Source organism: Mycetocola spongiae (genome assembly GCF_020424085.1).
GTDB lineage: Bacteria > Actinomycetota > Actinomycetes > Actinomycetales > Microbacteriaceae > Mycetocola > Mycetocola spongiae.
Genome location: NZ_CP080203.1, coordinates 654,512 through 679,251, shown reverse-complemented (window position 1 = coordinate 679,251; position 24,740 = coordinate 654,512). Strand labels below are relative to the sequence as shown.

Sequence of the window (24,740 nt, the reverse complement as noted above, 5' to 3'; positions counted from 1 at the left end):
GAAGGCGCATAAAACCTATAGACTAGGAGAGTTCAAGCCGTGCGCCGGGCGCAGCGGTATTTGGGTCAAACCAAACCGTTTGCTCAAACCCCTTGAACTCATTGTAGAGACGCTGGAGAGCGACTCGCACATCACCCCCCTCACAAGCCCGCGGCTGATACCGCATCAATGCGAGGGAATGCTCGGGACAGAAATGCTGTTGCCGGCAGGTAGAAAAGAGGTAGAGACATGTCAGACGTTCTCATTGACCGCCCCGAATTAGATTCCCTCGGGGTCTATGAATTCGGATGGTCCGACTCGGATGCCGCGGGTCAGTCCGCGCGTCGAGGCATCAACCCCGAAGTGGTCACCAACATCTCCAACCTCAAATCCGAGGAAGACTGGATGTTGCAGCGCCGCCTGAAGGCCCTCCAGATTTTTGAACGCAAACCCATGCCCACCTGGGGTGCGGACCTGTCGGAGATTGACTTCGACAACATCAAGTACTTTGTGCGCTCCACCGAGAAGCAGGCCACCACGTGGGATGACCTGCCCGAGGAGATCAAAAACACGTATGAGCGCCTCGGGATCCCCGAGGCCGAGCGCCAGCGCCTGGTATCCGGTGTGGCAGCCCAGTACGAGTCCGAGGTTGTATACCACCAGATCCGCGAGGACCTGGAGGAGCAGGGTGTCCTTTTCCTCGACACCGATACTGCCCTGAAGGAGCACCCGGAGATCTTCAAGGAGTACTTCGGTACCGTGATCCCCTCGGGCGATAATAAATTCGCCGCGCTGAACACCGCCGTCTGGTCGGGTGGCTCCTTTGTGTATGTACCCAAGGGTGTACACGTGGATATCCCGCTGCAGGCCTATTTCCGGATTAATACCGAAAACATGGGCCAGTTCGAGCGCACGCTGATCATCGCCGATGAGGGCTCCTATGTGCACTATATCGAGGGTTGCACGGCCCCCATTTATAAGTCCGACTCGCTGCACTCCGCCGTGGTGGAGATCATCGTGAAGAAGAACGCCCGCGTTCGCTACACCACGATCCAGAACTGGTCGAATAACGTCTATAACCTCGTGACCAAGCGCGCGATCGCCGAAGAGGGCGCCACCATGGAGTGGATCGACGGCAATATCGGTTCCAAGGTCACCATGAAGTACCCGTCCATCTACCTCGTGGGCGAGCACGCCAAGGGTGAGACCCTCTCGGTGGCCTTCGCGGGCCCCGGCCAGCACCAGGACACCGGCGCCAAGATGATCCACATGGCCCCGTATACCCAGTCCTCGATCCTCTCCAAGTCGATCGCCCGAGGCGGCGGCCGCGCGGGCTACCGCGGGGAGATTCGGGTGGACGCCAATGCGCACCACTCGAAAAACGTCGTGAACTGTGACGCCCTGCTGGTGGACACCATCTCGCGCTCGGATACCTATCCGGCCATCGATATTCGCGTGGACGACGCCGAGCTGGGCCACGAGGCCACGGTCTCCAAGGTCAGCGAGGAGCAGCTCTTCTATCTGATGAGCCGCGGTATGGAGCAGGACGAGGCCATGGCCATGATCGTCCGCGGCTTCATCGAGCCGATCGCCCGCGAACTCCCGATGGAATACGCACTCGAACTCAATAAGCTCATTGAAATGGGTATGGAAGGATCTGTCGGCTAAATGACGACCACAGCGCCTGCAGCCAGCAGTACAGAATCAGAACAGCACGGTTTCCGTGCGCACTCGGATGGTGGCTCCGCCTTCATCCCCGTGCAGACCCGCTCCGAGCGGTTCGCCTCGGTGAACGTGGGGGATTTCCCCGCGGTCACCGGGCGCGAGCCCGCGTGGAAGTACACCCCGGTCTCCGAGCTCTCCGCCCTCATCGACGGCGAGCTTGACGGCTCCGAGTATCCCTTCGACGCGCCCGCCGTGGCCGGCGTCTCGGTGGAGTGGGTCGGTCGCGACGACGCCCGCATCGGCACCGCCGGAACCCCCGAAAATAAGGCGGCCGCAAACGCCTGGAGCGGTTTTGAGAAGGCCCTCGCGATCACCGTGACCGGCGAGGACGCCAAGACGTTCCGCCTGATCCGTTCGGAGCTGGGTGGAAACGCCCGTGCCGCGCATACGATCATCGAGGCCAAGCCGCACTCGCGCGCCCTGCTGATTCTTGATAACACCGGTGCAGCAAACCTCACCGAAAATATCGAGCTCATCATTGGCGACGGCGCGGAGCTCACCGTCGTGAGCGTGCAGCAGTGGGATAACACCGCCCACCACCTCGCCGAGCACTTTGCCGAGATCGGCCGCGATGCCAAGCTGAAGCACTTCGCCGTGACCCTGGGTGGCAAGATCGTGCGGGTAAACCCCTCGAGCCACCTCGGTGCACAGGGTGCCGATATCGAGGCCCTCGGCGTATATTTCGCGGATGCCCACCAGCACCTCGAGCAGCACGTCTACGTGGACCACGATGCCCCGCATACCCGCTCCCGCGTGACCTATAAGGGCGCGCTGCAGGGCGAGGGTGCACACACGGTCTGGATCGGCGATGTTCTCATCCGCCAGTCCGGCAACGGCACCGATAGCTACGAGGAGAACCGCAACCTCGTGCTGAGCGAGGGTACCCGCGCCGATTCCGTGCCGAACCTCGAGATCGAGACCGGCGATATCGCCGGTGCCGGTCACGCGAGTGCCACCGGTCGTTTTGATGACGAGCAGCTGTTCTACCTGATGGCTCGCGGCATCAACGAGGTTGACGCCCGTCGCCTCGTGGTGCACGGGTTCCTGATAGAGATCGTGCAGCGCATCGGCGATTCCGAGCTGGAGGCCCGCATCGAGCAGGTCATCGAGGACGAGCTTGCGGCGGGTGCAGCATAATCGTGTCGACCCGAGTTTGCTCGCTTGATGAGCTCACCCTGAACCAGGCCAAGCGGGTCGTGGTAGACGGAAAGCCCATTGCGCTCGTTTTAGATAGTCAGGGTGAGGTCCACGCCATCGGCGATACCTGCACCCACGGTGATATCTCCCTCTCCGAGGGATTTGTCGAGGGGGAGACCCTGGAATGCTGGGCCCACGGATCGGCGTTCTCGCTGAAAACCGGAAAGCCGCTGACCCTCCCCGCCTATGAACCCGTACCGGTTTATGTTGTCGATCTGCGTGATGGCGACATTTATATCGACCCGACCGTAACGAAAGAGATTTAAGTAATGTCTGTTCTTGAGATTCGCGACCTGCACGTCAGCGTCGAAACCGACCAGGGCACCAAGCAGATCCTGCGCGGAGTTGACCTCACGATCAACTCCAAGGAGACCCACGCCATCATGGGCCCCAACGGCTCGGGAAAGTCCACGCTGGCCTATACCATCGCCGGACACCCCAAGTACATCGTGGACTCGGGCTCGATCACGCTTGACGGCGAGGACGTGCTGGAGATGAGCGTGGACGAGCGCGCCCGCGCCGGCCTGTTCCTCGCGATGCAGTACCCCGTGGAGATCCCGGGCGTCACCGTGACCAACTTCCTGCGCACCGCCAAGACCGCGATCGACGGCGAGGCCCCGGCCATCCGCGCGTGGATCAAGGACGTGCGTTCGGCCATGGAAAACCTGCGCATGGATAAGGCCTTCGCCGAGCGCAACGTGAACGAGGGCTTCTCCGGTGGAGAGAAGAAGCGTCACGAGATCCTGCAGCTTGAGCTGCTGAAGCCGCGCTTCGCCGTGCTCGACGAGACCGACTCCGGCCTCGACGTGGACGCCCTGAAGATCGTCTCGGAGGGTGTGAACCGCGCCAAGGAGAACACCGATATCGGTGTCCTCCTGATCACGCACTACACCCGCATCCTGCGCTATATCAAGCCGGATCACGTCCACGTATTTGTGAACGGTAAGGTTGCCGAGCAGGGTGGCCCCGAGCTGGCCGACCGCCTCGAGGAAGAGGGTTACGACCGCTTCCTGGTGGACGCGCCCGCCGAGGCGTAGGCTAGAGCCATGGTTTCCACTCTCAGCCCGGCCCGCTATGACGAGGTCGAAGAGGCACTGAAGGACGTGATGGATCCCGAACTCGGGATTAATATCGTGGACCTCGGTCTCATCTATGACCTCGGCTGGGACGACGAAAATAACGCCCTGATCATCCACATGACCCTCACCTCGGCCGGCTGCCCGCTGACCGATGTGCTGGAGGCTCAGACCGCCGAGGCCCTCGATGGCGTGGTGGAGGCCTTCCGCATCAACTGGGTGTGGATGCCGCCGTGGGGCCCCGAAAAGATCACCGATGACGGCCGCGATATGATGCGCGCCCTCGGCTTCTCGATGTAGCAAAATTCAACGGGCCCCTCACCTATCGGGTGGGGGGCCTTATTGTATTCCTGCGGCGACGCCTGGCGGCCGAAAGCCGGATGGTGTTGTAGTCTGGAACGACTGCTTCGACCTGTTTGGGAGTGAACCTGCAGGTGCGGCGTGAGCGCTGCGAATAGCATGTTTACGGTTCCGACGGGGACATTCTATTCGGCCTATATGCGTTGCTTAGAACCACTTAATTTCAAGGACACTCCACCGTATGAATGAAGAGAAAATCGTTTTCAGTCGCCCGTTTCGTGCTGATAGCGAGGCGCGAAACCTTGAGGCAGTGCTTGCCAGCGGGCATGCTCATGGCGATGGGCCATTCACCGCGTCGGCGACCGCAAGACTGGAACAAATTACGGGGAGTGAACGCGTTCTCCTGACGACCTCGTGTACACACGCCCTGGAAATGACATCGATGTTATTGGATCTGGCTCCGGGCGATGAGGTTATTCTCCCGAGCTATACGTTCCCCTCGGCGGCCACGGCGGTGTCCGCCTACGGCGCAACAAGCGTATTTGTGGATGTGGTGAAAGACACCGGTGTGATCGACGCGGAGTTGATCGAGAGCGCCATCACGTCTCGAACCAAGGCGATTTCTGTAATGCATTATGGTGGCGTTGCGCCGGACATGCATCGGGTGCTGGAAATCGCTCATGCACACGGCCTTCCGGTGATCGAGGATAATGCCCACGGTTTGGGCGGCGAGTGGGACGGCCAAAAACTGGGTACGTTTGGTGCATTCGCGACACAGAGTTTCCATAGCACGAAGAATGTGCACTCCGGAGAGGGAGGTGCGCTCCTGATTAATGATGATCGTTTTGTAGAGCGTGCCGAGATCATTCGCGAAAAGGGCACAAACCGATCACGGTTCCTTCGTGGGCAGGTTGATAAGTATTCCTGGGTGGATAAGGGGTCAAGTTATCTCCCCAGCGAGTTTAATGCAGCGGTCTTAGATGCGCAGCTGGAACAGTTTGATCATATTCAGCGCCTGCGCGGGGGAGTATGGGAGCGGTATTCAAGGGAATTGGCCGAGTGGGCCGCGCGCTCGGCGGTGCTTCCCATGACCATTCCCGCAAAAGCGACGCAAATCGCGCATCTTTTTTATCTGCTGATGCCGAGTTTTGAGATGCAACAGGCCCTTTTAGAGCATCTGCGCGATCGTGGAGTAATTGGTACTTTTCACTATATTCCGCTCGATTCGAGTGTGGCCGGGCGTAGATTTGGGCGCACGCCTCAAGAGTGTCGCAATAGTCTTGATTTTTCTCGGCGCATTGTCCGCCTTCCGTTGTGGGCCGGGATGAGTGACTCTCAGGTTGACCGTGTAATCGATGCCGTGCGTGCCTTCACCGTGACGGGAACGGCATAAAATGTCCTGGGCGAGTGCGCACGCGGGTGTGAGTCATCTCACTCATAGCGGAACGGAGTCCGCGAGATTTGGTCTCGGAGTGGGCAGGCTATCCGTTGGCGAGGCCTGTGGCGTCACGCAGCTTATTCCTGGCGAGCCGTCGGGAGACGCGCTGGTTGAGACCGTTTCACGACGACTCCGGGACAGTGAAGAAGACGTGGTCATTCTGCGTTACCCTTCTCGGTTGGTTGCGCTGGCCGATCGCGTGGCGCCCGTCGGCTGGCGCGTGTTGCCGGCCGGGTCGCTCATGTATTGGGAGACGCACACGAGTGATTATCGGGCTATCGAGCGTATTGCTGGTATCGAGGTGCTGGTCTTTCGCGGGGACGAGTTCTCGGGCAGTCCGTGGCGTAGACCGACCCTAGATCTATTAAAGGACTCGTTTAACGGCTATGTGAATCACTACGCGGCAAATGGGCGCTTCGAACATTCTGCCGTTACCGAGGGTTACCTTGAATGGGCGCAGAATACGTTGCTTGATCATTCCGGTATTGCATATCTGCTCCTTGCCGAGGGGGTGCCCGTGGGAGCGGCCATTATTTCTGAGTTTTCCGAGCTCTCGGTTCACGAGGTTGAGTTGGCCGCTATTGGGTCTCGCTTTCAGCGGCAGGGGTTGTACCGTCATCTCCTAGACGGAATCATCGCCGGGGCCGCGGCGGGCGGCATCAAAAGGGCTGTGATATCAACACAGTCCTATAATCTCAACGTCCAGCGCGCGTGGGCTCGAGCGGGCTTGGTACCGGCACTAGCAGTTGAAACGGCGCACCTGGTACGACGCTAACCTTTTGGGGAGCGTCGCTCGATGCTGTTGACCACGTTTGTCGGTGTGCGGGAGAGGATGCCCGAGGGCTAAGCTGGCCGAATGAAACTGTCTGTAGTTGTGCCCTGTTATCGTTCGGCTGCCACACTTCCCGAGCTGACCACGCGACTGGGTAGCTCGCTCGACGAGCTTGTTTTTGCCGGAGAAATTGAGCGTTACGAGATCATCCTGGTTGTGGATGGAGATATCGACGGGACCGGCGACGCCGCCGATAGCAGTGCCGAAAGTCAGTCATTCATCTCCGTGGTGCATTTGCGCCGAAACTTTGGACAACACAATGCGCTGTTGGCCGGTATCCGGCTCGCCGAGGGCGACGTTATTGTCACGCTTGACGATGATTTACAGCATCCTCCAGAGGAAATTGGAAAGCTAATTGCGCCGTTCGTCGACCCTCGTGTCGATCTGGTGTACGCGCTTCCGGAGGTTGAGGAGCACGGGTTCTTTCGTTCGTTTGCGTCACGGTCGGTTAAGCGGGCCCTCGCCCTGGCCGGAGTTGCGAACGCCGAGTGGGTGGGGGCTTTTCGAGCGTTCCGCAGCGAATTGCGTGAGGGATTCAGCCGCGTAGATGACTCTCAGGTAAATCTGGACGTCTTGCTTTCTTGGACCACCTCGTCCGTGGTACCCGTAACGGTCTCCATGGATCGCCGCGAGACCGGGCGTTCTTCTTATAGCGTATTGCGTTTGGCTAAGCACGCAATGAATATGATTACCGGCTATGGTTCCGCGCCGCTCACGCTGGCAACCTGGCTGGGCTTCATCTGCGGCGCATTTGGACTCATTATGCTGCTGACCATCGGCGTCCGGTTCCTATTGGGTTATAACACCGTGGCCGGCTACACCACAATGGCCGGCATGATCTCCCTATTCGCAGGTGCTCAGATGCTCACGATCGGTATCATCGGGGAGTACCTTGGCCGTCAACACCTGCGAAGCATGGGTCGTCCCATGTACTTGATCCGCAAAAAAATCTAGTAAATGGTTGTCGGAACCGTATCGTAGGGTCCGATTAGCTGCGAACAGAACGGCACTCCGTAATAGTGGTTAAACGCCGCGTAGGCACCGGAAATCGTGCGCTCACCATGTAGATCCTCGCCAACCTGCTCCATGAGTGTGGAAATCAGCGTGCATCGCAAGGCATCCGCCGCGGGGGAAAGATCGCCCACGGCGACTTCGTTATGGATGCTGTCCACCGTACGAGTCACCTGATTTAGGCGCGCATTCTGTGCCGCGTAATAGTTAATCGGTGTCGCCATAGCGATCACCACGGCCCCGGCAAGAGCCAGCGCACTAATGATATAGGGCGCGGTGCGGGGGCTTCTGCCCGCGAGATACATTAAGAGGGCAGCCACCATGGTCGCCAGGGCAAACCAAATCAGTACACCGCTGCGGAACGGAACGGACCAGAGCGTCAACGAGGCCTGGGCCTTCGAACTTACGGCCATAAGGACTGCGCCGCCCAGGGCGACACACGCGCTCAGCGCCGCCAATCGAAGGTAAAGAGGCTCCGTTGTGATGCGCTCTTGGGGGGCCTGCAACAGGCGGGAACGGTTGCGGCGACGCACCCACAAAATGACTAATAAGACGCCCAATGCAAAGAGAATGCCCAAAAGCAGCGATCCTCGGGTGGGCGACTGAGGATCCGAACCTAAGGTCTCGAGGGCGTTTTGGCCCGCGTAGTCCACCGTGGCGCCGGGAAGGGAGCTGACGAGGTTGTATACCGTTGCGCTGATCGTGCCCTTAACCGATCCGGCAAGAACCCCGGTATAGCAGCCTCCCGCCGCGCAGGCGGTAGCTACATAGAGACGGGTAACGCCAAATGCAAGAGCAAATAATGTCGCCGTGGTCGCCAGAAGAAATATCTTAGATCGGTCCCTGCCCGCGGAGTATTCAGGATTTCGTGGTTGCAGAAGCAGGGATACGATCATCATCGGAAAGACCAGATAGTACAGCTCATAACTGGTAGTGATGAACACGCAGATTACGAGGACCACGATAACCGCGATGGGCGCGAAAAGGACAAATTTTCGCTGCAGACCCTCGTAGAGCCACAACATAATTATCCCCGCCCCGAAAATGATAGGGACGGCTCCGTAGGTGAGCACCGGGTACGAAATCCAGCCGTTGAAACTGCCCAACATCATACTCTTGGCACCCAGCGGGATAAGTACCGCCAGGATGACCGCAAAGAGCACGCTATCGCCCCGCGATAGGCCCACGAGGCGCCCATCCGGCAGGCGCCGGCGCAGGATGCGCGCGAAACCCAGGATGGATGCAAAGGCAACCAATAAGAGAATCACCTTTAGCCCCGCCCGGATGACCAGCGGGGGCGTTGAGAGCGCGACGGAGAGGTTCATCGTGGCCAGGTCCATGATGCGCTGCATGGCATAGGCAAACTGGGAGAAGCGACCCTGATCCGGGGACTGTGCGGGAACGTCGGTGAACGACCAGACCACCGACTGCCAAAACGACCCTTGCGTATAGGCCGGCGTTTCCAGTATCCAATGTGCGTCGTCGGCATCCACCGAGGAAAAGAGAACCGGGCCGAGGATTGCTGCCCCTACCAGCGTCAGTAGGAGGAGACCCAGGCACAGACTCCATCGGGTCGCCAAAAGGATGTTGATGCGTTCTCGCAGTGCTGTCATGGGGCGCCCCTAAAAGGTGTTTATTGTTTTTGCGACGTTCAGGAGATAGTAGATTCCCGAGAACGTGTGTGCCGCAACAGCCAGTCCAGCAAGAAACAGCGCGACCCGCGGCCAGGGATCAAGTTTAGGCACGTCGAGCTGACGCAACATGAAAATCATGGAGAAAATGAATACCACTGTAATTGCGGTATAGGAGCCCCATGTCCAGTTGCCCTCGAAGGAGATACTTCCATCGGGAAATACCTCCACCAGGAGGCCATACTGAGCAATGGCGACGAGTAACGTCAACCAGGAGACTTGAATTTCCAGCGAACGTCTGGCTAACGGAGTCATTGCTAACAGCATGAGAACCGGCCCGGCCAAGGAGAGCACCAAGAAGTATGAGATGTTGTCGGAGAAATGAGACCAGACGGCAAAGGGAGATATGCCCAGTTTTGTTTCTCGAACACTTCCGGAAAGAAACACGATCGTATATTGCAGCGCAAGAAGCGCTGCCACCGGGATAAACGCGATAGATATCAATTTTAACGCGGGCATAATAGCCGTGCGATTCTGAATCAGGACAATTATGGCGGCAATTCCGATTACGGGAAGCAGCGCTAGTGAAAAATTTGGCTTACACAGGGTGGACAGCACGATGAGTCCGGAGAAAACGGCGGCCGATCGAACCGTCTGTTTCCGAAGGAAGAGGATTCCCGTGTAAAAAGCGGCGATTGCAAATGGCGCGACCATGACATTGGTCGAGTTATGCCAGACGTTGGCCGATAGATGTCCGAGGTAGAGGTTTGCGGGGTTATTCGGGTCGATCAGCGGCATCGCGACGGCGGCCACAAGGGCAACCAGGGTGCTCAGCTGAGGCGAGGAGAGATACCGTTGCGCGATCCAGAAGACAACCCAGCCCTTCAATACCGTGAAGCCGGTCAGGAGAATCACGATCGTGGCTACGACCACTTCGGGTCTCTCGGATCCAAACGAGAGGAAATGAAAGAGCGGATACCACAAAGAATAGGAAAACCATCCGCCATTTTCCACCATCCCTCGAGCCAGAGCGGCATGTGCGAGGAGATCGGAGCGGACGCCCGGCTGTGAGAGCCGGTAGAATACCGGTGCGGATAGGAGCGATAGTACTCCAGCAATGATCAGGTACGATCGCAGGTGGGTTCTCACTGGGAGTGGGGTCCTTCCGAGGACAAATTAAACGCAGGGCGTCTGATTTCTGGGCGTGGTTATTCACAAAGTTGCGGAGAAAGACTGCTCCTTGCGACGTGCCGAGAATATCAGACTCGCGGATATTCGCAGCGGTCGCAGTGCCGCCTTGGGTTGGAGACGATTGATGTTAACGAAAGATGGCAAACGTGTCGGTTAATGATTCCGGGTCCGCGATAGCCAATCTTGTCAAGCGCTTGCTCGCCCGGCAGGAGATCCGTTACCTCCTGGTAGCTGGGCTGACCTCGCTGTTTTATCTGCTGCTCGTCGGCGCTGGTTTATTACTGAACGTGCATTATTTCATTGCAATTTTGATTGCCCAGGCGATAACAATTCTGTGTGCGTTCCCGTTTTATCGGGCATTTGTGTTTCAATCTACCAGCGGTCTTCGGGGCGACTTTATCCGGTTTCTCTCGGTGTGGCTTTCGGGTATGGTTGCAGGCCTTGTCCTGACGCCCCTGCTGGTGGAGATTCTTCGATGGCATCCGTTGCTTTCGCAGGTAGTTGCTATCGGGCTGGTGAGCATCGCCTCGTTCCTGGGGCATCGGTTCTTTTCGTTTAGAAAAAAGGAATAGTCTCCGCGGCGCTAAACTTGGGCTATGACTTCTCGTACCGGCCGCGAACAGCTCCACGATTCCATTAGCAATTATGAGGCGGGCGACCTGCCGGTCGCTCGAATTAGTGACTGCATTTGTGACTGCGGTAGTGAGGTTTTTTCTCTCGGTTTCGACGATGATCGAGGCGTGGCGGTGAGGTTGTGTTTTGCCTGCGATTCCGAGGTCGCCCTGCTTGATTCGCAGGAAGTATTGGACCATGCGGATTCCGATATCGATCTTGACGCTGCCGAGTGCACCTGTGGAGGCATCGATTTTACGGTTGCCGTGGGCTTCGCGATCAGCGGGAACGACGTGCGCTGGGTGAGTGTGGGCCTCCGCTGTGAGGACTGTGCGATAGCCGGAGTGTACACCGATTGGGCCATTGGCTACAGCCCGAGTATGCACCTGCTCGAACGCATTTAGCGGTGCTCCGGGGCAACCCGACCCAACAGTCGTTGCCGCGACGGCAAGCATAATTGGGTGAACGCCTCCCGGAAATAGCGACCACCCGTGGTGGCTTTTAAGAGCGCGGGCATGGATACCATCGGGGGCAGATAAATCTAAGCGCCCCACGGCGCGCTTATTTATGTGTCGGGGTCCGCGCCCAGAACACCTCGGTCTTCATGCTCATGCTGATATTGCCATCCACCGTATGCTCGGCGATCAGCTCCGCGAGGTCGGCCTCGGCCGCGGCCCCGCCCAGGCGCAGGGCGCCGCGAATCTTGCTGGAGGACAGCGCGCGCCCGCGGGTATCCTCGGCCGAGCGCGTGAGGGTCCACGGCTGGCTCAAAACCCCCGCATCGCCCGGGCCGCCGCCGAGGGCGCGCGGCAGTTCCGTGGCATAGGGAAAATCGCGATAATCGCGGCGATAGCCGGGATCGTGGCGCTCCACAAAATCCTCCCAGCCCGCGGCAAAGCCACCGCCGGAATACTCGCGATTATTCTGCACGATGGCCAGGGCCCCTCCCGGAACCAGCGCGGCGCGCGCGGCGCGATAAAACCGGGGGCGATCAAACCAGTGTGCCGATTGGCCCGCGGTGATCAGCGAGAGCCCAAACCGGCGCTCAAGCTCCTCCTCCACGGGGGCATGCACCCATTCCACCGCGGGGAACTTGGCGCGACCGGTCGCGAGCATATCGGTGGAGACATCCACCGCGGTGATGGCGGGGTGCGGGGGGAGCCGCGGGATCAGGCCCTCCAGGATCACCCCGGTACCCGAACCCGCATCCAGGATCCGCACCGGATGATCCGCGGGAAGGAGGGAGACGAGCAGTGCAAATACGGCATCGGGATAGCGCGGACGCTGCCGGTCGTAGATCCCGGCCAGGCCATCAAATACTGCGGACACGGGGGAGATCCTTCCGTCGCGGGACGCCTTGGTCTCCCCAGCCTAGGCGCTAGCGTGCGGGAAACTCCACCACAATCTTGCTCCCCGGGGCGGTATGGGATACCGCGGCGGAGGCCTCGCGCACCGCGGAGAGCGGATAAACCTCGGGGGAGGGCGGGGTCAGGTTGCCCGCCGCGACCCGCTCCAGCAGCAGGGCGAGCCGCTCGCGGGCGTATTGCGGCCGGGTCGCGACCATGACCGGGACCGAACATACCCGTTCGCGCGGGCGGGCCAGCGAGAGCGCGGCGCTGCGCGCGCCGCCGAGTGCGATGCCGCGGCGCGCATGCCCCGAACCATCATCAAATGCGAGACGCACAACGGATCCGCCGCGCGCCACCGCCCCGCGCAACTCCCAGGAACCGGTGTGATCAAACGCGGCATCCACGCCGCCCGGAGCCAGCTCGCGGACACGCGCGATCCACTCGGGATCGCGATAGTCCACAACATCGGGGGTCAGGCCCAGCGCATAATCGCGCGAGCGCTCGCTCGCGGTGCCCAGAACCCGGATGCGCCGCCCGCGATAGTGCTGCGCGAGCAGCGAGCCCACCGCGCCGGATATACCCTGCACCAGGACGCTGCGCGGATCGCCCGCGAGGTCAATCGAGATTCCAGCGGTGAGCAGATCCAGCGGCAGGGTTGCCGCGACCGCGGAACTCAGCGAGGCGGGCACCCGCACGAGGCGCTCGGGGGAGATCGCGAGGTGTGAGCGCAGGCTCCCCATCCGTGGGAGCACGCCGGCCACGCGGGTACCCAGGGGCCAGGCCGCGGAATCCACCGCGGAACCCGCGCCGGTGATCTCGCCGATGAAGTCATAGCCCGGGGTGAACCCGGGGCGCGGCTGAAGCAGGTATCCGCCCGAGCGGGCGAGGGTATCGGTGGACCCGAGCGAGGCATGGGTCACGCTGATACCCACCTCGCGGGGGCGCAGCGCCGAGGCCGCGGGGGATGTGGTGGACTCGGTGATAAGACCCTCCGGGCCACCAAAGGCGGCCACGCGGACGCGGGTAATCTGGGTCATCGGGCTCCCGGGATAAAAATATGGACCGTCCCACTCTACGGCGTATGCCGGTTCCGCCCGGCCCGCGGTCGCCCGAGGACACCCGGGCCTGCGCAAACCCACCCCGGTTTATACGGGGCAAATCGGCGCGCGGCCGCCCGCGCCACGGGCATGCCACACCCGATTTCGCGCGCGGCGCACCGCTCCTTTACGCGGAATCGCCCCCGAGCGCGTAGACTGGCCACTTACCCCCAGATTTTTGCGCGCCCATTTATCGCGCGCCGTCTTAGAGAAATGGACTCCCCACAGTGGCGCTCTCCGTGCACGATCTTGAGATTCGCGTTGGCGCGCGACTGCTCATGGAAAACGTGAATTTCCAGGTCGCCGCCGGCGATAAGATCGGACTGGTCGGGCGCAATGGTGCCGGAAAGACCACTCTGACCAAGACCCTCGCGGGAGAAATTCCCGCGGCCGGCGGCGAGATTAAAAACCGCGGCGAGCTGGGCTATCTGCCCCAGGACCCGCGCACCGGCGACCCGAACGACCTCGCCCGCACCCGCATCCTCGATGCCCGCGGACTCGGCCAGATCGCCCTCGGTATGGCCAAGGCCACCGAAAATATGGCGCACCCCGATCCCGAGGTCGCCGAGGCCGCGATGAAAAAATACGGCAACCTGACCGACCGCTTTAACGCGCTTGGTGGTTATGCCGCGGAGGCGGAGGCCGCGTCTATCGCGAGCAACCTGAACCTGCCCGATCGCATTCTGGACCAGCCGCTGAGCACGCTCTCGGGTGGTCAGCGCCGCCGTATCGAGCTCGCCCGCATCCTGTTCTCCGATGCGCAGACGATGATCCTCGATGAGCCCACCAACCACCTGGACGCCGATTCCGTGGTGTGGCTGCGCGAGTTCCTGAAGAATTACCGCGGCGGATTCATCGTGATCACCCACGATATTGAGCTGGTCGGCGAGACCGTGAACCGCGTGTTCTATCTGGACGCCAACCGCCAGGTCATCGATACCTACAACATGAACTGGAAGAACTACCTCCGCCAGCGCGAGGCCGATGAGGAGCGCCGCAAGAAGGAGCGCGTGAACGTCGAGAAGAAGGCCACCACGCTGCAACTGCAGGCGGCCCGCTTCGGCGCCAAGGCCTCCAAGGCCGCGGCCGCCCACCAGATGGTGGCCCGGGCCGAGAAGATGCTCGCGGGCCTCGACGAGGTGCGTGCCGTGGATCGTGTGGCCAAGCTGCGCTTCCCCGATCCCGCGCCCTGTGGCAAGACCCCGATCATGGCGAAGAACCTCTCCAAGAGCTACGGTTCGCTGGAGATCTTCACCTCGGTGGACCTCGCGATCGACCGCGGCTCCAAGGTGGTGGTCCTGGGGCTTAACGGTGCCGGAAAGACCACGCTGCTGCGCATGCTCGCGGGCGTGGATAAGCCCGATACCGGGGAGATCATTCCCGGCCACGGGCTGAAGGTGGGCTATTACGCCCAGGAGCACGAGAACCTCGACGTGAAGCGCAGCGTCCTGGAGAATATGCTCTCCGCCTCGCCGAATATCGGCGAGACCGAGGCGCGTAAGGTGCTGGGTTCGTTCCTCTTCACCGGAGATGACGGCTATAAGCCCGCGGGTGTGCTCTCGGGTGGGGAAAAAACCCGCCTCTCGCTCGCGATGCTGGTGGTGTCCTCCGCCAATGTGCTGCTGCTGGATGAGCCCACAAATAACCTGGACCCCGCGAGCCGCTTGGAAATCCTGGATGCCCTCGCGCACTTCACCGGTGCCGTGGTTCTGGTGAGTCACGATGCCGGCGCCGTGGAGGCCCTGAACCCCGAGCGGGTTTTGATCCTGCCCGATGGTGTGGAAGACCACTGGAATAAGGACTATAACGACCTGATCGAGCTGGCCTAGACTCGGGGAAACCACCGTTTCCGTGAGCCCGGGGGAGTAGCCGCATGACCGAGAGCCCAGAATTTTCGTTTCCGCCCGCGGGCCAGGACGCGGTATTTCGGGCCTGGTTTGTGGACAGCTTCGCCGGGTTCTGGCAAAACGGCGGGGGCACCCGCATCGGCGGACTCATCGCCGGCTATCTCCTGCTGAGCGAATCCGATGGCGTGGGGGCCGAGGAGCTCGCGCGCGAGCTCGACGTGAGCCGCGGCTCGGTATCCTCCCATACCCGCGCGCTGGAACAGCAGGGTTTTGTGCGCCGCGTGCGCCGCCCCGGCGACCGCACCCATTATTACGTGATGGATGCGGATGTCTGGGGCGGCTTCCTGGAGCAGGAACAGGCGTATCTGCGCGATCAGCGCGCCCTCGCCGAGGAGGCCCTGGCCCGGGCCCGTCCCGCGGGGCTCGCCTATCAGCGCGTGCGTAATATGCGCGACTATATGGGCTGGGTGCTGGATAACCGCTCCCTCGGCAGCGAGTGGCAGCGCTTTAAAGACGAGCGCGATGCCGCCGAGGGCGGCTAGCGGGCGCGGGGCACAATCAGCGGAGAACCCGCCTGCGGATCGCGGGTGATCTCGCAGTCCAGGCTAAAAACATCCTCGATCAGCTCGCGCGTGAGTACCGTCTCCGGGCTGCCCTGGGCCACGATGCTTCCGGCCTGCATGACCACCAGATGCTCCGCATAGCGTGCGGCCTGGTTAAGATCGTGGAGCACGGCGACCACGGTTTTTCCGGCATCGCGCATGTCCTGACACAGGTGCAGCACCTCGATCTGATGCGCGATATCCAAAAACGACGTGGGCTCGTCCAGGAGCACAATTCCGGTGTCCTGGGCCAGGATCAGCGCGACCCAGACCCGCTGCCGCTGGCCCCCCGAGAGCTCGGAGACAAAACGATCGGCCAGGGCGCTCACGCCCGTGGCAGCGAGGGCCCGGTCCACGATCTCGGCGTCCCCGGGGGCCCACTGTCGCAGGAGTGAGTGATAGGGGTGGCGGCCGCGCCCCACGAGGTCCCGCACCCGGATGGTCTCCGGGGCCACGGGGTCCTGGGGGAGGAGGGCGATTGCGCGCGCGATGGTTTTGGCGCGCTGCCGGGAGAGCTCCTCGCCGCCCAGATAGATGCCGCCCGAGCGCGGGGTCAGGGTGCGGCCGAGGGATTTCAGGAGCGTGGATTTGCCGCAGCCATTGGGTCCGATGATTGCGGTGAAGCGATCCCGGGGCACCTCAAAGCTCAGGTCGCGCAGCACCGGATGCGGGCCATAGCCCACGCTCAGCCCGCGCGCCTCGAGGATCGCGGGGCGCGGGGGAGCGGGCACGGTGGGGGAAGCGGTGGTCATAGGAGTCCCTTTCGCCATTCGCGGAGGAGGAGATAGCCAAGATAGATGCCGCCCACCCCGGCGGTGATCACGCCCACCGGGAGCCCCTTCGCCCAGCCCGCCTGCTGGGCGATCAGATCGGCCAGCACCATGATCAGCGCACCGATCAGGGCAGACAGGCCCAGGCTCACGCCGGGGGAGCGCACGAGGCGGCGGGCGATCTGCGGCGCGGTCAGGGCGATAAATGCGATCGGCCCGGAGACGGTGACGGCCCCGGCCGCCGCAATAACCGCGATGATGATCGCAAGCGTGCGGGTGGAGCGGGTGCGCCCGCCGAGGGACTGCGCGAGCGAATCGCCCAGTTCCATCAGGTTCAGCCGCGGGGTGAGTGCGGCCGCGGCGGGCCAGGTCACGGCGAGCACCAGCAGGATCAGCCCCGCCGAGCCCCAGCTGCTTGCGTTGATCGAGCCCGCGAGATATCCGGCCAGCTGCGCCGCCTCATCGCGCAGCGTGATGGTCACCACGTATTGGGTCACGGCGGAGGCCATCGCGGCCACCCCGATGCCCGCGATGATGATCCGGGTGGGGGAGCTAAAGCCGCGACCCGTGGCGAGATAGACCACGGTGATCGCGAGGGTGGCCCCGAGCAGCGCCCCCACCGGCGTGGGGATTACGCCGGGCCAGGCCACACCGGTCAGGGCCACGCCTGCCCCGGCCCCCGCGCCCAGCCCAATCACATCGGGGCTGCCAAGCGGATTGCGGGTCACGGTCTGAAAGAGCGCGCCCGAGATGCCCAGCGCGGCGCCCACCCCGAGCGCCACGACGAGCCGCGGCCCGCGCAGGGTGCCCAGCGTGAAGCCCGCGGCCCCGCGCGGGGGCTCCAGGAGTGCGGCGGGCAGCTCGGCGAGGGGGATGCCGAGCTTGCCGAGGCTCAGTGTGGCCGCGGCCGCCACGAGCAGCGCCATCAGCAGCAGCACCGACCAGAGGAGCGAGCGGGCGCGCAGCGGAAGCGCCACGCGGGTTCCGGCGCGCAGCAGCAGGATGCGCTCGGCGCGGGGCGCGCTCATGAGCGCACCACCCTGCCGCCGCGCACGGCGAGGAGCAGGAAGGGCGCGCCGATAAAGGCCGTCACGATTCCCACCATTAATTCGCCCGGGCGTGCGATCACACGACCGGCGATATCGGCGGCGATCAGGAGGGTGGCTCCGAGCAGGATTGCCGCGGGAATCTGCCAGCGGTGATCGGTGCCGATGAGCGAGCGCACGATATGCGGCACGGCGAGGCCGATAAACGCGATGGGTCCCACGGCGGCGGTTGCGGCGGCGCACAGCAGCGCGGCGGAGAGGATGCCGCCCCCGCGTACCCACGCCACGCGCACGCCCAGCGAGGTGGCCACGTCCTCGCCCAGCGCGAGTGCGTTGAGCCCGGAGGCGAGCATCAGCGCCAGCAGGCCGCCCAGGATCAGGACGGGGGCCACGCTCGCGAGCGAGCCCAGATCGCGGCCCGCGAGTGAGCCGATCACCCAGAAGCGGAAGGAATCAAAAACCTCGGGCCGGGTGAGGATCATCGCCTGAATATAGGTGCCCAGCACCGCGGATACCACGGCGCCCGCGAGCAGCAGCGGGGCAATTCCCCCGCCGCCGCGCGTGCCCACCAGATAGACCACGGATACCGAGAGCAGCGCGCCGATCAGGGCGATCCAGACGGTGCCCACGCCCCCGGAAAAACCGAGGAAGGCGGTGGCGGTGACCACGGCCGCCGAGGCGCCGATGCTCACCCCGAGCAGCCCGGGATCGCCCAGCGGATTGCGCGTGATGCCCTGCACCAGCACCCCGGCCACGGCGAGGGCCGCGCCCACGCAGGCGCCCAGGACGGTGCGGGGGATGCGGCTTGCGATCACGGTTTGCAGGTGCGCGTCGCCCTCCCCGCGCAGCGCGGTGAGCACCTGGCCGGGATCGGTCACCTTGGACCCGGCGATCAGCGACAGCACACAGATCAGAAGCAGCGCGGCGGCGGAGAGCAGCAGGATCAGCGCGGGGCGCGCAAAACCGCGACCGCGGGGAGAGTTCCCGGCGGCCGCGGTGTGTTGTGGGGTGTGGGTCACTTCCCGAGCGTGGCGACGGCGCCATCGATGATCGGAACATAGCGTTCCAGGGCCCAGGGCACGGTGAGCGGGTTGATCATCGAGGATGCGGTCACAAAGGACTGATCGGTGGGGGCCACGACCGAGCCGCGGGCAACCGCGGGGATCGCGGCGTAGAGCGGCTGGGCCTCGATCTCGGCGCGGTTTGCGGCATCCGAGTAGAACGTGAAGATGAGGTCAGAATTGGCGAGCTTATCGGCATTTTCCAGGCCGATCAGTGCGGAGTCGGTGCCCTCGGTCTCGGGGAGGTCATTCACCATCGGGTCCACGGTGAGTCCCAGGGCGCTGGCCATGGCCACGCGCTGTTCCCCGGGGAAAAACACGCCGAGCGTGCCGGGGCCGGTGTTATAGATATAGGAGAACGAGACGCCGGCATATTCGGGGCGCTTGGCGGAGGCGAGGGTGTCGTTAATCGTGGTGATCAGCCCGGAGGCCTCCTCCTTTTTGCCCATGGCCTCGCCGATCGTGGTGATCTGATCGGTCCAGGTGATGGTCCACGGCTGCTCGGGATAGGCCACGGTGGGGGCGATTTTTTCCAGGACATCGTATTGTTCCTGGGTCACGCCCGACCACGGTGCGAGGATCAGGTCGGGCTCCAGATCGGCGATGGCCTCGATGTCCAGCTCGCTGGAGCCGGTGAAGGTCTTCGGGAGTGTGCCGTGTGCGTCGGTCACGGCCTCGTGGACCCAGGGCAGATAGCCGGTGTCATCGCTGCCCCAGGCATAGGATTCCATGCCCACGGGGATCGTGCCGAGCGCGATGGCGGTCTCGGCCGAGCCTTGGCCGAGGGTCACGATGCGCTGGGCGGGGGCGGTGATCGTGGCGGTGCCGAGGGCGTGCTCGATGACCACGGGTGCAAAATCGGCGTTTCCCGAGGCCGCGGGCTCGGCCGTGGTGGAGGAGCAGCCGGCGAGGGCGAGGGCGGAGATCGCGAGGGTCGCGAGGCCCAGGAGTGGGCGGGACGGGGAGGTTCGTCGCATGATGGCGGAGGGCCTTTCGCAGTGGGGTGGGGTGGCAGGGCCACGCGCGGGGGATGCGGCGGGCCCGGGATCGCGGGCAGTGGGGCGTGCCGCGATAACGAGCCTTCCCGTGCTGCCCGGAGGGGCGGGGAAAACCGGCAGTGGTTAGTCTAGCCTTACCTAACGTCAACTTTCAAATAAATTGACAGTTCTCGGGGCGCGCGGGCGCCACGGAGGCATGGCTCCGCCCCGGAATCCCGAGGGAAACTCAGGTGGGGGAGACTGGAATATGGCGGCCACGGGGTCACAAATGGACGGCGTGGCGCGCGCGGATCGCGGGGCGTATTTCCGTTCCGGAGCCTCGGGGCGCGCGCTGCGGATGCCCCCACCCACCCGCGGGGGGTGGCCTCGGCAGGTGGGGAATGCGGGGAAACGCGCGGCGGAGGGGAGCCGCCTAGTGCTTGCCGTCGAGCAGCTCGTCCTCGATATCGGCATCGGTCACGCGCAGTGCCTTCTTACGGGCGCGCTCGGTGGCGCGGCGGTTCTCCTCGGGATCATCCGAGTTCACCCGGCGATACTCCTCGCGCACCGCATAGCCGAGGAATCCAAATGCCATCAGCGCAAAGATGATCCACTGGAACGCATAGGACAGGTGCGGGCCCTCATCGGGCTCGGGGCGCTTCACCTCGGCGGGCCGCGGATCGGGGGACTCGGGGCTTTCGCTCGCGAGCAGCCCATAGGCTCCCGTATAGGTGGGCTGGCCAAACGTGGCGGCGGCATCATCGAGGCGGATGGTGGCGAGCTGCCCCTCGGGTGCGCCGCGACCCTTAATCTCTGCCTCGCCCGCCTTAAGTCGCGCGACCACCGTGACCTCGCCGCTCGGCGGGCGCGGAACGGACTCGGGGCGATCGGCATCGTTGCCGGTGGGGATCCAGCCCCGGTTCACCACAAAAATATTGCCGTTATCCAGTTGCAGCGGCGTGAGGATCTCGTATCCGGGCTGGCCGTCGTGCGGGCGGTTACGCACCAGCAGTTCCTTCTCGGGCAGATACGTGCCGGTGACCTCCACGGGCAGCCAGCGGTCGTTTTCGTTAAAGCCGTCCAGCGTGGGCAGAACGTCCTCAATCTGCACCGGGGTGGCATCAAAATTGCGGTTGACCCGATCGATCTCCACCTCGCGCTCATCGCGGCGGCTGAGCTGCCAATTGGAGAGCATCACGCAGATGATGGCAAAAAGAATGGCCACCCCCAGATAGCCAAACCAGCGCTTCTGAAGTGCAAAACGCCACTTATTCATGTGTCTCCTCGGGGGATGTGAAGGGCAGGGCCTCCACGGGGAAATTACGTGCCTCCAGGAAGCCCACCAGGTACTCCCGGTGCTCCTCGCAGGCCAGCCATATCTTGCGGCGTGTTTCGTCGTGAATCTTGGGGTTGCGCCACTCGATGCGCCACGCGGCGGCCTCGCGGCACTGCGCGCGCGAGCACTCGGCGGCCTCGGGCTCGCCAAAGAGGGAGATCATGCGTGCGGCACCTCGGGGGTCTGGGCCTCGGGGGTGGACGCGGGCATCACAAAAACCCGCGGCTGCGCCGGGGCGGGCGCGGGGGTGGCCTCGTGCACAATCCAGGTGGTCGGGTCCGGCTCGCCGGACTCGGGGGCCGCGGGCTCGTCCGCGGCGGGCCCCGTGCCCCCGGTGGTATCCGCCGCGGTGTCCGCATCCGTGCCCTCGGACGCATCCCCGGGCTGCGCGCCCGGCTGCGGGCGATAGGGCAGGAGCCCGCCCGGGCTCTCCACATTGCCTCCCGGCGGGGTGCCCGTGACATTGGCGATGAGCATCGCAAAATACGGCAGGACTATCGACCCGATCACGGGAAGCACAAGCCACCAGCCGTGCAGAAACAGCAGGCAGAGCAGGCACAGCACGCGGATGATCATCGCGATGAAGTATTTTTTCATCCGCGAATGTCGATCGTCCTCCGGGGAGGGCGGCAGCGTGGTGATCGTGGGCTGATTCATGTCCCTCCTAGCCTACGCTCTTTCCGCAACGCCTAAACTGGTATCCGCGTGCCGACCGGATCGGTGCGCCCTCTTCGTGCCGTTTTACGCGCCGACCACCAGCAGGAGAAAACATGACAGACCCCCGTACCGTCCTCGTCACCGGCGGAAACCGCGGCATCGGCTATGCCATCGCCGAGGAATTTGTGGCCCGCGGCTATCGCGTGGCCGTGACCGCCCGCTCGGGCGAGGGCCCCGCCGGTTCCCTCACCGTGCGCGCCGATGTGACCGATGCCGCGTCCGTGGATGCCGCGTTCACCGAGATCGAGGCCGCCTATGGCCCCGTGGAGGTGCTGGTGGCCAATGCCGGCATCACCCGAGACACCCTGCTCATGCGCATGAGCGAACAGGACTTCGACGATGTGGTGGATACCAACCTCGGCGGCGCATTCAGGGTGGTGAAGCGCGCCTCCAAGGGCATGCTGAAGGCTCGCTACGGCCGCATCGTGCTGATCTCCAGCGTCGTGGGTCTTTATGGTGGCCCCGGCCAGGTGAATTATTCGGCCTCCAAGGCTGGCCTGGTGGGTATGGCGCGTTCGATCACGCGCGAGCTGGGTGCCCGTGGCATCACCGCCAATGTTGTGGCGCCCGGCTTTATCGAAACCGATATGACCGCCGCGCTTCCCGAGGACACCCAGAAGCAGTATCGCGCGTCGATTCCCGCGGGCCGCTTCGCGAGCCCCGAGGAGGTGGCCAAGGTGGTCGCCTGGATCGGCGGCGAGGATGCCGGCTATATCTCCGGCGCCGTGATCCCCGTGGACGGCGGCCTCGGAATGGGCCACTAGCCCCGGATCCGAAAAATGCCCCACACCGGAAGGTGTGGGGCATTTTTTGGGCGCTAAGCTGCCCGTAGCAAACCCGCGGGATGTGGGTGTTGAGTATCGGCGCGGAAAGGGAGAGCAGCGTGAGTCATGAGGGATTTGCGGTACTAGATTTTGAGACAACGGGAATCTCACCCGAATATCATCATCGAGTAATTGAACTCGCGGTGGTTCACGTCGCCCCGGACGGAGCTATTGAAGACCGGTTTGAGACCCTGGTTCACCCCGATCGCGATCTTGGACCCACGCATATTCACGGCCTGCGGGGTTCGGATATGCGGGAGGCGCCACGATTCTCGGGGATAGCCCCAGAGTTCCTGGATCGGCTTCGCGGTCGCGTGCTAGTCGCCCATAATGCCAGTTTTGAAGCTCGCTTTTTGCGTGCCGAACTCGCTCGTCTTGGCGTGGATTCCCCCGTGGGGAACGGCGATGCCCTGTGCACGATGCGGCTCGCGACGTTATTTTTGCCGGGCGGCGGACGCTCCCTGGCGGACTGCTGTGCCGCGTACGATATTCCCTTGCACGATGCTCACCGGGCAGTGAATGACACCGTTGCCACCGCAAAACTATTGGCGGCCTATCGCGAAGAGAATCCGCGAGCGGACGTGTGGGCTAGGCATCGGGAATTGGCGGCGGGGCAAGATTGGCCGACACTTCCCTCGACCGGTACGCGATGGGTTTCGCGGGGTTCTGCGCCGGAACAGGAACGCTCCTTCCTGGAGCGCACAGTGCAGAGCCTCCCCGGTGGAATAACCGATCAGGGAACAGCCATCGACGAGGGACGGGGAAGTCACCGAACGCAAACCCCCGAGGAGCAAGAATATTTTGCGCTCCTTGATCGTGTTCTGGCCGATGGATTTGTGACCCTGCTTGAGGCCGAGGAGCTGGTTACACTGGCAGGCGACCTGGGGCTCCGGGAAACCGACCGAGCACGATTGCATGATGATTATTTCGAGGACGTCGTGATCGCGGCTCACCGCGACGGCATTCTTGACGCGGACGAGATTCAGCAGATCCGTACGGTTGGAACCCTTCTGAACATCGATCCCCGCGAAATTGAAGCCGCGCTGATTATTGAACCAGCGCCCCCGGTTGAAAAGCAGGAGACCACGGGGGGTGTGCGGCCCATATCGGGCGACATGGTGGTATTCACCGGCGATATGCCGCACCCGCGCTCGTACTACGAAGAGATTGCACGCGCACGCGGTTTGGAACCCCGTGCTGGCGTGACCAAAAAAGTGCGCTGGGTTGTTGCGGAAGATGTGGATAGTTTTTCGGGGAAGGCCCTTAAGGCTCGAAATTATGGGATACCGATACTATCGGCTTCGCGATTTCTAGAGCTGTTGAACTGATAACGGGCACCGCTCAGAGGAAATGCCCCACACCGGAAGGTGTGGGGCATTTTTCTTCGAGGCGCTAGCCGCGCAGGCCCAGCAGCGGCAGCAGATCCGCGAGATTACGGCTGCCGATCACCAGCTTGGCGCGCTCACGCACCGCGGGCTTGGCGTCAAAGGCCACCGAGAGGCCCGCGATCTCCATCATCTTCAGGTCGTTTGCGCCGTCACCCACGGCCACCGTGCGCTCCAGGGGGAGCGAGAACTCCGCCGCCCACTCGCGCAGCGCCACGGCCTTCGCCTCGGCATCGATGATCGGGCCCTCCACGCTGCCCGTGAGTGAGCCATCCGCGGCCCGCCCGAGCCGGTTGGCGCGCCAGCGATCCAGGCCCAGGGACTCGGCCAGCGGATCCAGTAGCTCGTGGAAGCCCCCCGAGACCACCGCGATCCGGCCCCCCGCGGCCCGCACCCCGGCGATCATCTCGCGCGCGCCGTCGCTCAGCTCAATCTGCGAACGCACGGCGTCAAAGGCGCCGGCGTCGAGGCCGCCGAGCGTGGCCACGCGCTCGCGCAGGCTCTGCGCAAAATCCAGCTCCCCGCGCATCGCGCGTTCGGTCACCGCTGCCACGTGTTCGAGGCTTCCGGCGCGCGCGGCCAGAAGCTCGATGGCCTCGTTTTTAATCAGGGTGGAATCCACGTCCAAAACGACGAGGAAACGGGCGGGGGACTCGGGGGTCTGGTTCATGGCGCAGGCTGCTCTCTTTCGCTTTCCTCAATACTGGCATCAACTCTCGGCCGTTTGTGTCACGCTC

General features: G+C 63.0%; 26 protein-coding genes. 14 read left to right on the top strand and 12 right to left on the bottom strand.

Translation table 11 applies throughout. From position 1 onward, the window contains the following. The first annotated feature begins 228 nt into the window (after positions 1–228). From sufB to KXZ72_RS03205, 8 genes are all read left to right on the top strand, one after another. Positions 229–1,647 (top strand): Fe-S cluster assembly protein SufB, encoded by a 1,419-nt coding sequence (gene sufB / locus KXZ72_RS03240; protein ID WP_226082297.1) that lies wholly within the window; start codon positions 229–231, stop codon positions 1,645–1,647. Continuing rightward, the gene (sufD, locus tag KXZ72_RS03235) at positions 1,648–2,841 is read left to right on the top strand and encodes a Fe-S cluster assembly protein SufD (protein WP_226082296.1); all 1,194 of its coding nucleotides are present in this window, start codon (positions 1,648–1,650) and stop codon (positions 2,839–2,841) included. Next, positions 2,841–3,167: a non-heme iron oxygenase ferredoxin subunit gene (locus KXZ72_RS03230; RefSeq protein WP_226083410.1), complete on the top strand. Its 327-nt coding sequence runs from the start codon at positions 2,841–2,843 to the stop codon at positions 3,165–3,167. Before sufD ends, KXZ72_RS03230 begins: the two co-directional genes overlap by 1 nt. A gap of 3 nt (positions 3,168–3,170) precedes the next feature. Further along, positions 3,171–3,938 (top strand): Fe-S cluster assembly ATPase SufC, encoded by a 768-nt coding sequence (gene sufC / locus KXZ72_RS03225; RefSeq protein ID WP_226082295.1) that lies wholly within the window; start codon positions 3,171–3,173, stop codon positions 3,936–3,938. Positions 3,939–3,947: 9 nt separating this feature from the next. Beyond that, a complete protein-coding gene (locus KXZ72_RS03220; RefSeq protein WP_226082294.1) occupies positions 3,948–4,277 on the top strand; it encodes a metal-sulfur cluster assembly factor in 330 nt (109 codons plus the stop codon). Between the two features lie 241 nt (positions 4,278–4,518). Next, complete coding sequence (gene rffA, locus KXZ72_RS03215; RefSeq protein ID WP_226082293.1) at positions 4,519–5,670, top strand: dTDP-4-amino-4,6-dideoxygalactose transaminase; 1,152 nt, start codon at positions 4,519–4,521, stop codon at positions 5,668–5,670. Positions 5,671–5,866: 196 nt separating this feature from the next. Then, positions 5,867–6,490 carry a GNAT family N-acetyltransferase gene (locus KXZ72_RS03210; RefSeq protein ID WP_226082292.1) on the top strand — a complete coding sequence of 208 codons (624 nt, stop codon included), beginning with the start codon at positions 5,867–5,869 and terminating at the stop codon, positions 6,488–6,490. Positions 6,491–6,571: 81 nt separating this feature from the next. Beyond that, positions 6,572–7,501: a glycosyltransferase family 2 protein gene (locus tag KXZ72_RS03205; RefSeq protein WP_226082291.1), complete on the top strand. Its 930-nt coding sequence runs from the start codon at positions 6,572–6,574 to the stop codon at positions 7,499–7,501. Here the strand turns inward: KXZ72_RS03205 and KXZ72_RS03200 are convergent. Continuing rightward, positions 7,498–9,171 carry a hypothetical protein gene (locus KXZ72_RS03200; RefSeq protein WP_226082290.1) on the bottom strand — a complete coding sequence of 558 codons (1,674 nt, stop codon included), beginning with the start codon at positions 9,169–9,171 and terminating at the stop codon, positions 7,498–7,500. The two genes, KXZ72_RS03205 and KXZ72_RS03200, sit on opposite strands and share 4 nt — an antisense overlap. Before the next feature lie 9 nt (positions 9,172–9,180). After that, a complete protein-coding gene (locus tag KXZ72_RS03195) occupies positions 9,181–10,122 on the bottom strand; it encodes a hypothetical protein (RefSeq protein ID WP_226082289.1) in 942 nt (313 codons plus the stop codon). Positions 10,123–10,526: 404 nt separating this feature from the next. Between KXZ72_RS03195 and KXZ72_RS03190 the strand changes: the two genes are divergently transcribed. Both KXZ72_RS03190 and KXZ72_RS03185 read left to right on the top strand, forming a co-directional pair. Next, entirely contained in the window at positions 10,527–10,952 is a 426-nt protein-coding gene (locus KXZ72_RS03190; RefSeq protein ID WP_226082288.1) for a GtrA family protein, read from the top strand. 24 nt (positions 10,953–10,976) lie between these two features. After that, a complete protein-coding gene (locus KXZ72_RS03185; RefSeq protein WP_226082287.1) occupies positions 10,977–11,396 on the top strand; it encodes a hypothetical protein in 420 nt (139 codons plus the stop codon). A gap of 157 nt (positions 11,397–11,553) precedes the next feature. On the opposite strand, the gene KXZ72_RS03180 is transcribed toward KXZ72_RS03185, so the two are convergent. After that, complete coding sequence (locus tag KXZ72_RS03180; RefSeq protein ID WP_226082286.1) at positions 11,554–12,321, bottom strand: class I SAM-dependent methyltransferase; 768 nt, start codon at positions 12,319–12,321, stop codon at positions 11,554–11,556. A 49-nt stretch (positions 12,322–12,370) separates the two neighbouring features. Then, positions 12,371–13,378: a zinc-binding dehydrogenase gene (locus KXZ72_RS03175; protein ID WP_226082285.1), complete on the bottom strand. Its 1,008-nt coding sequence runs from the start codon at positions 13,376–13,378 to the stop codon at positions 12,371–12,373. A gap of 338 nt (positions 13,379–13,716) precedes the next feature. Between KXZ72_RS03175 and KXZ72_RS03170 the strand changes: the two genes are divergently transcribed. Next, positions 13,717–15,267 carry an ABC-F family ATP-binding cassette domain-containing protein gene (locus tag KXZ72_RS03170; protein ID WP_226083408.1) on the top strand — a complete coding sequence of 517 codons (1,551 nt, stop codon included), beginning with the start codon at positions 13,717–13,719 and terminating at the stop codon, positions 15,265–15,267. A 44-nt stretch (positions 15,268–15,311) separates the two neighbouring features. Then, positions 15,312–15,827, top strand: a complete 516-nt coding sequence (locus KXZ72_RS03165) for a GbsR/MarR family transcriptional regulator (protein ID WP_226082284.1) — start codon at positions 15,312–15,314, stop codon at positions 15,825–15,827. Here the strand turns inward: KXZ72_RS03165 and KXZ72_RS03160 are convergent. The 7 genes from KXZ72_RS03160 to KXZ72_RS03130 form a co-directional block, all read right to left on the bottom strand. After that, positions 15,824–16,639 (bottom strand): ABC transporter ATP-binding protein, encoded by an 816-nt coding sequence (locus KXZ72_RS03160; protein ID WP_226082283.1) that lies wholly within the window; start codon positions 16,637–16,639, stop codon positions 15,824–15,826. The genes KXZ72_RS03165 and KXZ72_RS03160 overlap by 4 nt on opposite strands. Beyond that, on the bottom strand, positions 16,636–17,685 hold the full coding sequence (locus KXZ72_RS03155; RefSeq protein WP_226082282.1) for a FecCD family ABC transporter permease: 1,050 nt from the start codon (positions 17,683–17,685) through the stop codon (positions 16,636–16,638). The genes KXZ72_RS03160 and KXZ72_RS03155 overlap by 4 nt, the downstream gene beginning before the upstream one ends. Beyond that, positions 17,682–18,722 carry a FecCD family ABC transporter permease gene (locus tag KXZ72_RS03150; RefSeq protein ID WP_226082281.1) on the bottom strand — a complete coding sequence of 347 codons (1,041 nt, stop codon included), beginning with the start codon at positions 18,720–18,722 and terminating at the stop codon, positions 17,682–17,684. The genes KXZ72_RS03155 and KXZ72_RS03150 overlap by 4 nt, the downstream gene beginning before the upstream one ends. Further along, complete coding sequence (locus KXZ72_RS03145; protein WP_226082280.1) at positions 18,719–19,741, bottom strand: iron-siderophore ABC transporter substrate-binding protein; 1,023 nt, start codon at positions 19,739–19,741, stop codon at positions 18,719–18,721. Before KXZ72_RS03145 ends, KXZ72_RS03150 begins: the two co-directional genes overlap by 4 nt. A 433-nt stretch (positions 19,742–20,174) precedes the next feature. Continuing rightward, on the bottom strand, positions 20,175–21,017 hold the full coding sequence (locus KXZ72_RS03140; protein ID WP_226082279.1) for an SURF1 family cytochrome oxidase biogenesis protein: 843 nt from the start codon (positions 21,015–21,017) through the stop codon (positions 20,175–20,177). Beyond that, a complete protein-coding gene (locus KXZ72_RS03135; protein WP_226082278.1) occupies positions 21,010–21,240 on the bottom strand; it encodes a hypothetical protein in 231 nt (76 codons plus the stop codon). The genes KXZ72_RS03140 and KXZ72_RS03135 overlap by 8 nt, the downstream gene beginning before the upstream one ends. Beyond that, positions 21,237–21,734 carry a DUF3099 domain-containing protein gene (locus KXZ72_RS03130; protein WP_226082277.1) on the bottom strand — a complete coding sequence of 166 codons (498 nt, stop codon included), beginning with the start codon at positions 21,732–21,734 and terminating at the stop codon, positions 21,237–21,239. The genes KXZ72_RS03135 and KXZ72_RS03130 overlap by 4 nt, the downstream gene beginning before the upstream one ends. A gap of 113 nt (positions 21,735–21,847) precedes the next feature. On the opposite strand from KXZ72_RS03130, the gene KXZ72_RS03125 reads away from it, so the two are divergent. Together KXZ72_RS03125 and KXZ72_RS03120 are read left to right on the top strand one after the other, a co-directional pair. Then, positions 21,848–22,558 carry a beta-ketoacyl-ACP reductase gene (locus KXZ72_RS03125; RefSeq protein ID WP_226082276.1) on the top strand — a complete coding sequence of 237 codons (711 nt, stop codon included), beginning with the start codon at positions 21,848–21,850 and terminating at the stop codon, positions 22,556–22,558. Between the two features lie 119 nt (positions 22,559–22,677). Beyond that, entirely contained in the window at positions 22,678–23,946 is a 1,269-nt protein-coding gene (locus tag KXZ72_RS03120; RefSeq protein ID WP_264159442.1) for an exonuclease domain-containing protein, read from the top strand. A 64-nt stretch (positions 23,947–24,010) separates the two neighbouring features. Here the strand turns inward: KXZ72_RS03120 and serB are convergent, their stop codons facing one another. After that, positions 24,011–24,673 carry a phosphoserine phosphatase SerB gene (gene serB, locus KXZ72_RS03115; protein ID WP_226082274.1) on the bottom strand — a complete coding sequence of 221 codons (663 nt, stop codon included), beginning with the start codon at positions 24,671–24,673 and terminating at the stop codon, positions 24,011–24,013. Positions 24,674–24,740 lie beyond the last annotated feature (67 nt).

What these genes read in the sequence shown, in the direction of transcription:
- serB (WP_226082274.1), bottom strand. Translation starts at nt 24,673, where the DNA reads ATGAACCAGACCCCCGAGTCCCCCGCCCGTTTCCTCGTCGTTTTGGAC.
- KXZ72_RS03160 (WP_226082283.1), bottom strand. Translation starts at nt 16,639, where the DNA reads ATGACCACCGCTTCCCCCACCGTGCCCGCTCCCCCGCGCCCCGCGATC.
- KXZ72_RS03125 (WP_226082276.1), top strand. Translation starts at nt 21,848, where the DNA reads ATGACAGACCCCCGTACCGTCCTCGTCACCGGCGGAAACCGCGGCATC.
- KXZ72_RS03220 (WP_226082294.1), top strand. Translation starts at nt 3,948, where the DNA reads ATGGTTTCCACTCTCAGCCCGGCCCGCTATGACGAGGTCGAAGAGGCA.
- KXZ72_RS03205 (WP_226082291.1), top strand. Translation starts at nt 6,572, where the DNA reads ATGAAACTGTCTGTAGTTGTGCCCTGTTATCGTTCGGCTGCCACACTT.
- sufC (WP_226082295.1), top strand. Translation starts at nt 3,171, where the DNA reads ATGTCTGTTCTTGAGATTCGCGACCTGCACGTCAGCGTCGAAACCGAC.
- sufD (WP_226082296.1), top strand. Translation starts at nt 1,648, where the DNA reads ATGACGACCACAGCGCCTGCAGCCAGCAGTACAGAATCAGAACAGCAC.
- KXZ72_RS03135 (WP_226082278.1), bottom strand. Translation starts at nt 21,240, where the DNA reads ATGATCTCCCTCTTTGGCGAGCCCGAGGCCGCCGAGTGCTCGCGCGCG.
- KXZ72_RS03165 (WP_226082284.1), top strand. Translation starts at nt 15,312, where the DNA reads ATGACCGAGAGCCCAGAATTTTCGTTTCCGCCCGCGGGCCAGGACGCG.
- KXZ72_RS03175 (WP_226082285.1), bottom strand. Translation starts at nt 13,378, where the DNA reads ATGACCCAGATTACCCGCGTCCGCGTGGCCGCCTTTGGTGGCCCGGAG.
- KXZ72_RS03145 (WP_226082280.1), bottom strand. Translation starts at nt 19,741, where the DNA reads ATGCGACGAACCTCCCCGTCCCGCCCACTCCTGGGCCTCGCGACCCTC.
- rffA (WP_226082293.1), top strand. Translation starts at nt 4,519, where the DNA reads ATGAATGAAGAGAAAATCGTTTTCAGTCGCCCGTTTCGTGCTGATAGC.
- KXZ72_RS03200 (WP_226082290.1), bottom strand. Translation starts at nt 9,171, where the DNA reads ATGACAGCACTGCGAGAACGCATCAACATCCTTTTGGCGACCCGATGG.
- KXZ72_RS03130 (WP_226082277.1), bottom strand. Translation starts at nt 21,734, where the DNA reads ATGAATCAGCCCACGATCACCACGCTGCCGCCCTCCCCGGAGGACGAT.
- KXZ72_RS03170 (WP_226083408.1), top strand. Translation starts at nt 13,717, where the DNA reads ATGGAAAACGTGAATTTCCAGGTCGCCGCCGGCGATAAGATCGGACTG.
- sufB (WP_226082297.1), top strand. Translation starts at nt 229, where the DNA reads ATGTCAGACGTTCTCATTGACCGCCCCGAATTAGATTCCCTCGGGGTC.
- KXZ72_RS03185 (WP_226082287.1), top strand. Translation starts at nt 10,977, where the DNA reads ATGACTTCTCGTACCGGCCGCGAACAGCTCCACGATTCCATTAGCAAT.
- KXZ72_RS03155 (WP_226082282.1), bottom strand. Translation starts at nt 17,685, where the DNA reads ATGAGCGCGCCCCGCGCCGAGCGCATCCTGCTGCTGCGCGCCGGAACC.
- KXZ72_RS03140 (WP_226082279.1), bottom strand. Translation starts at nt 21,017, where the DNA reads ATGAATAAGTGGCGTTTTGCACTTCAGAAGCGCTGGTTTGGCTATCTG.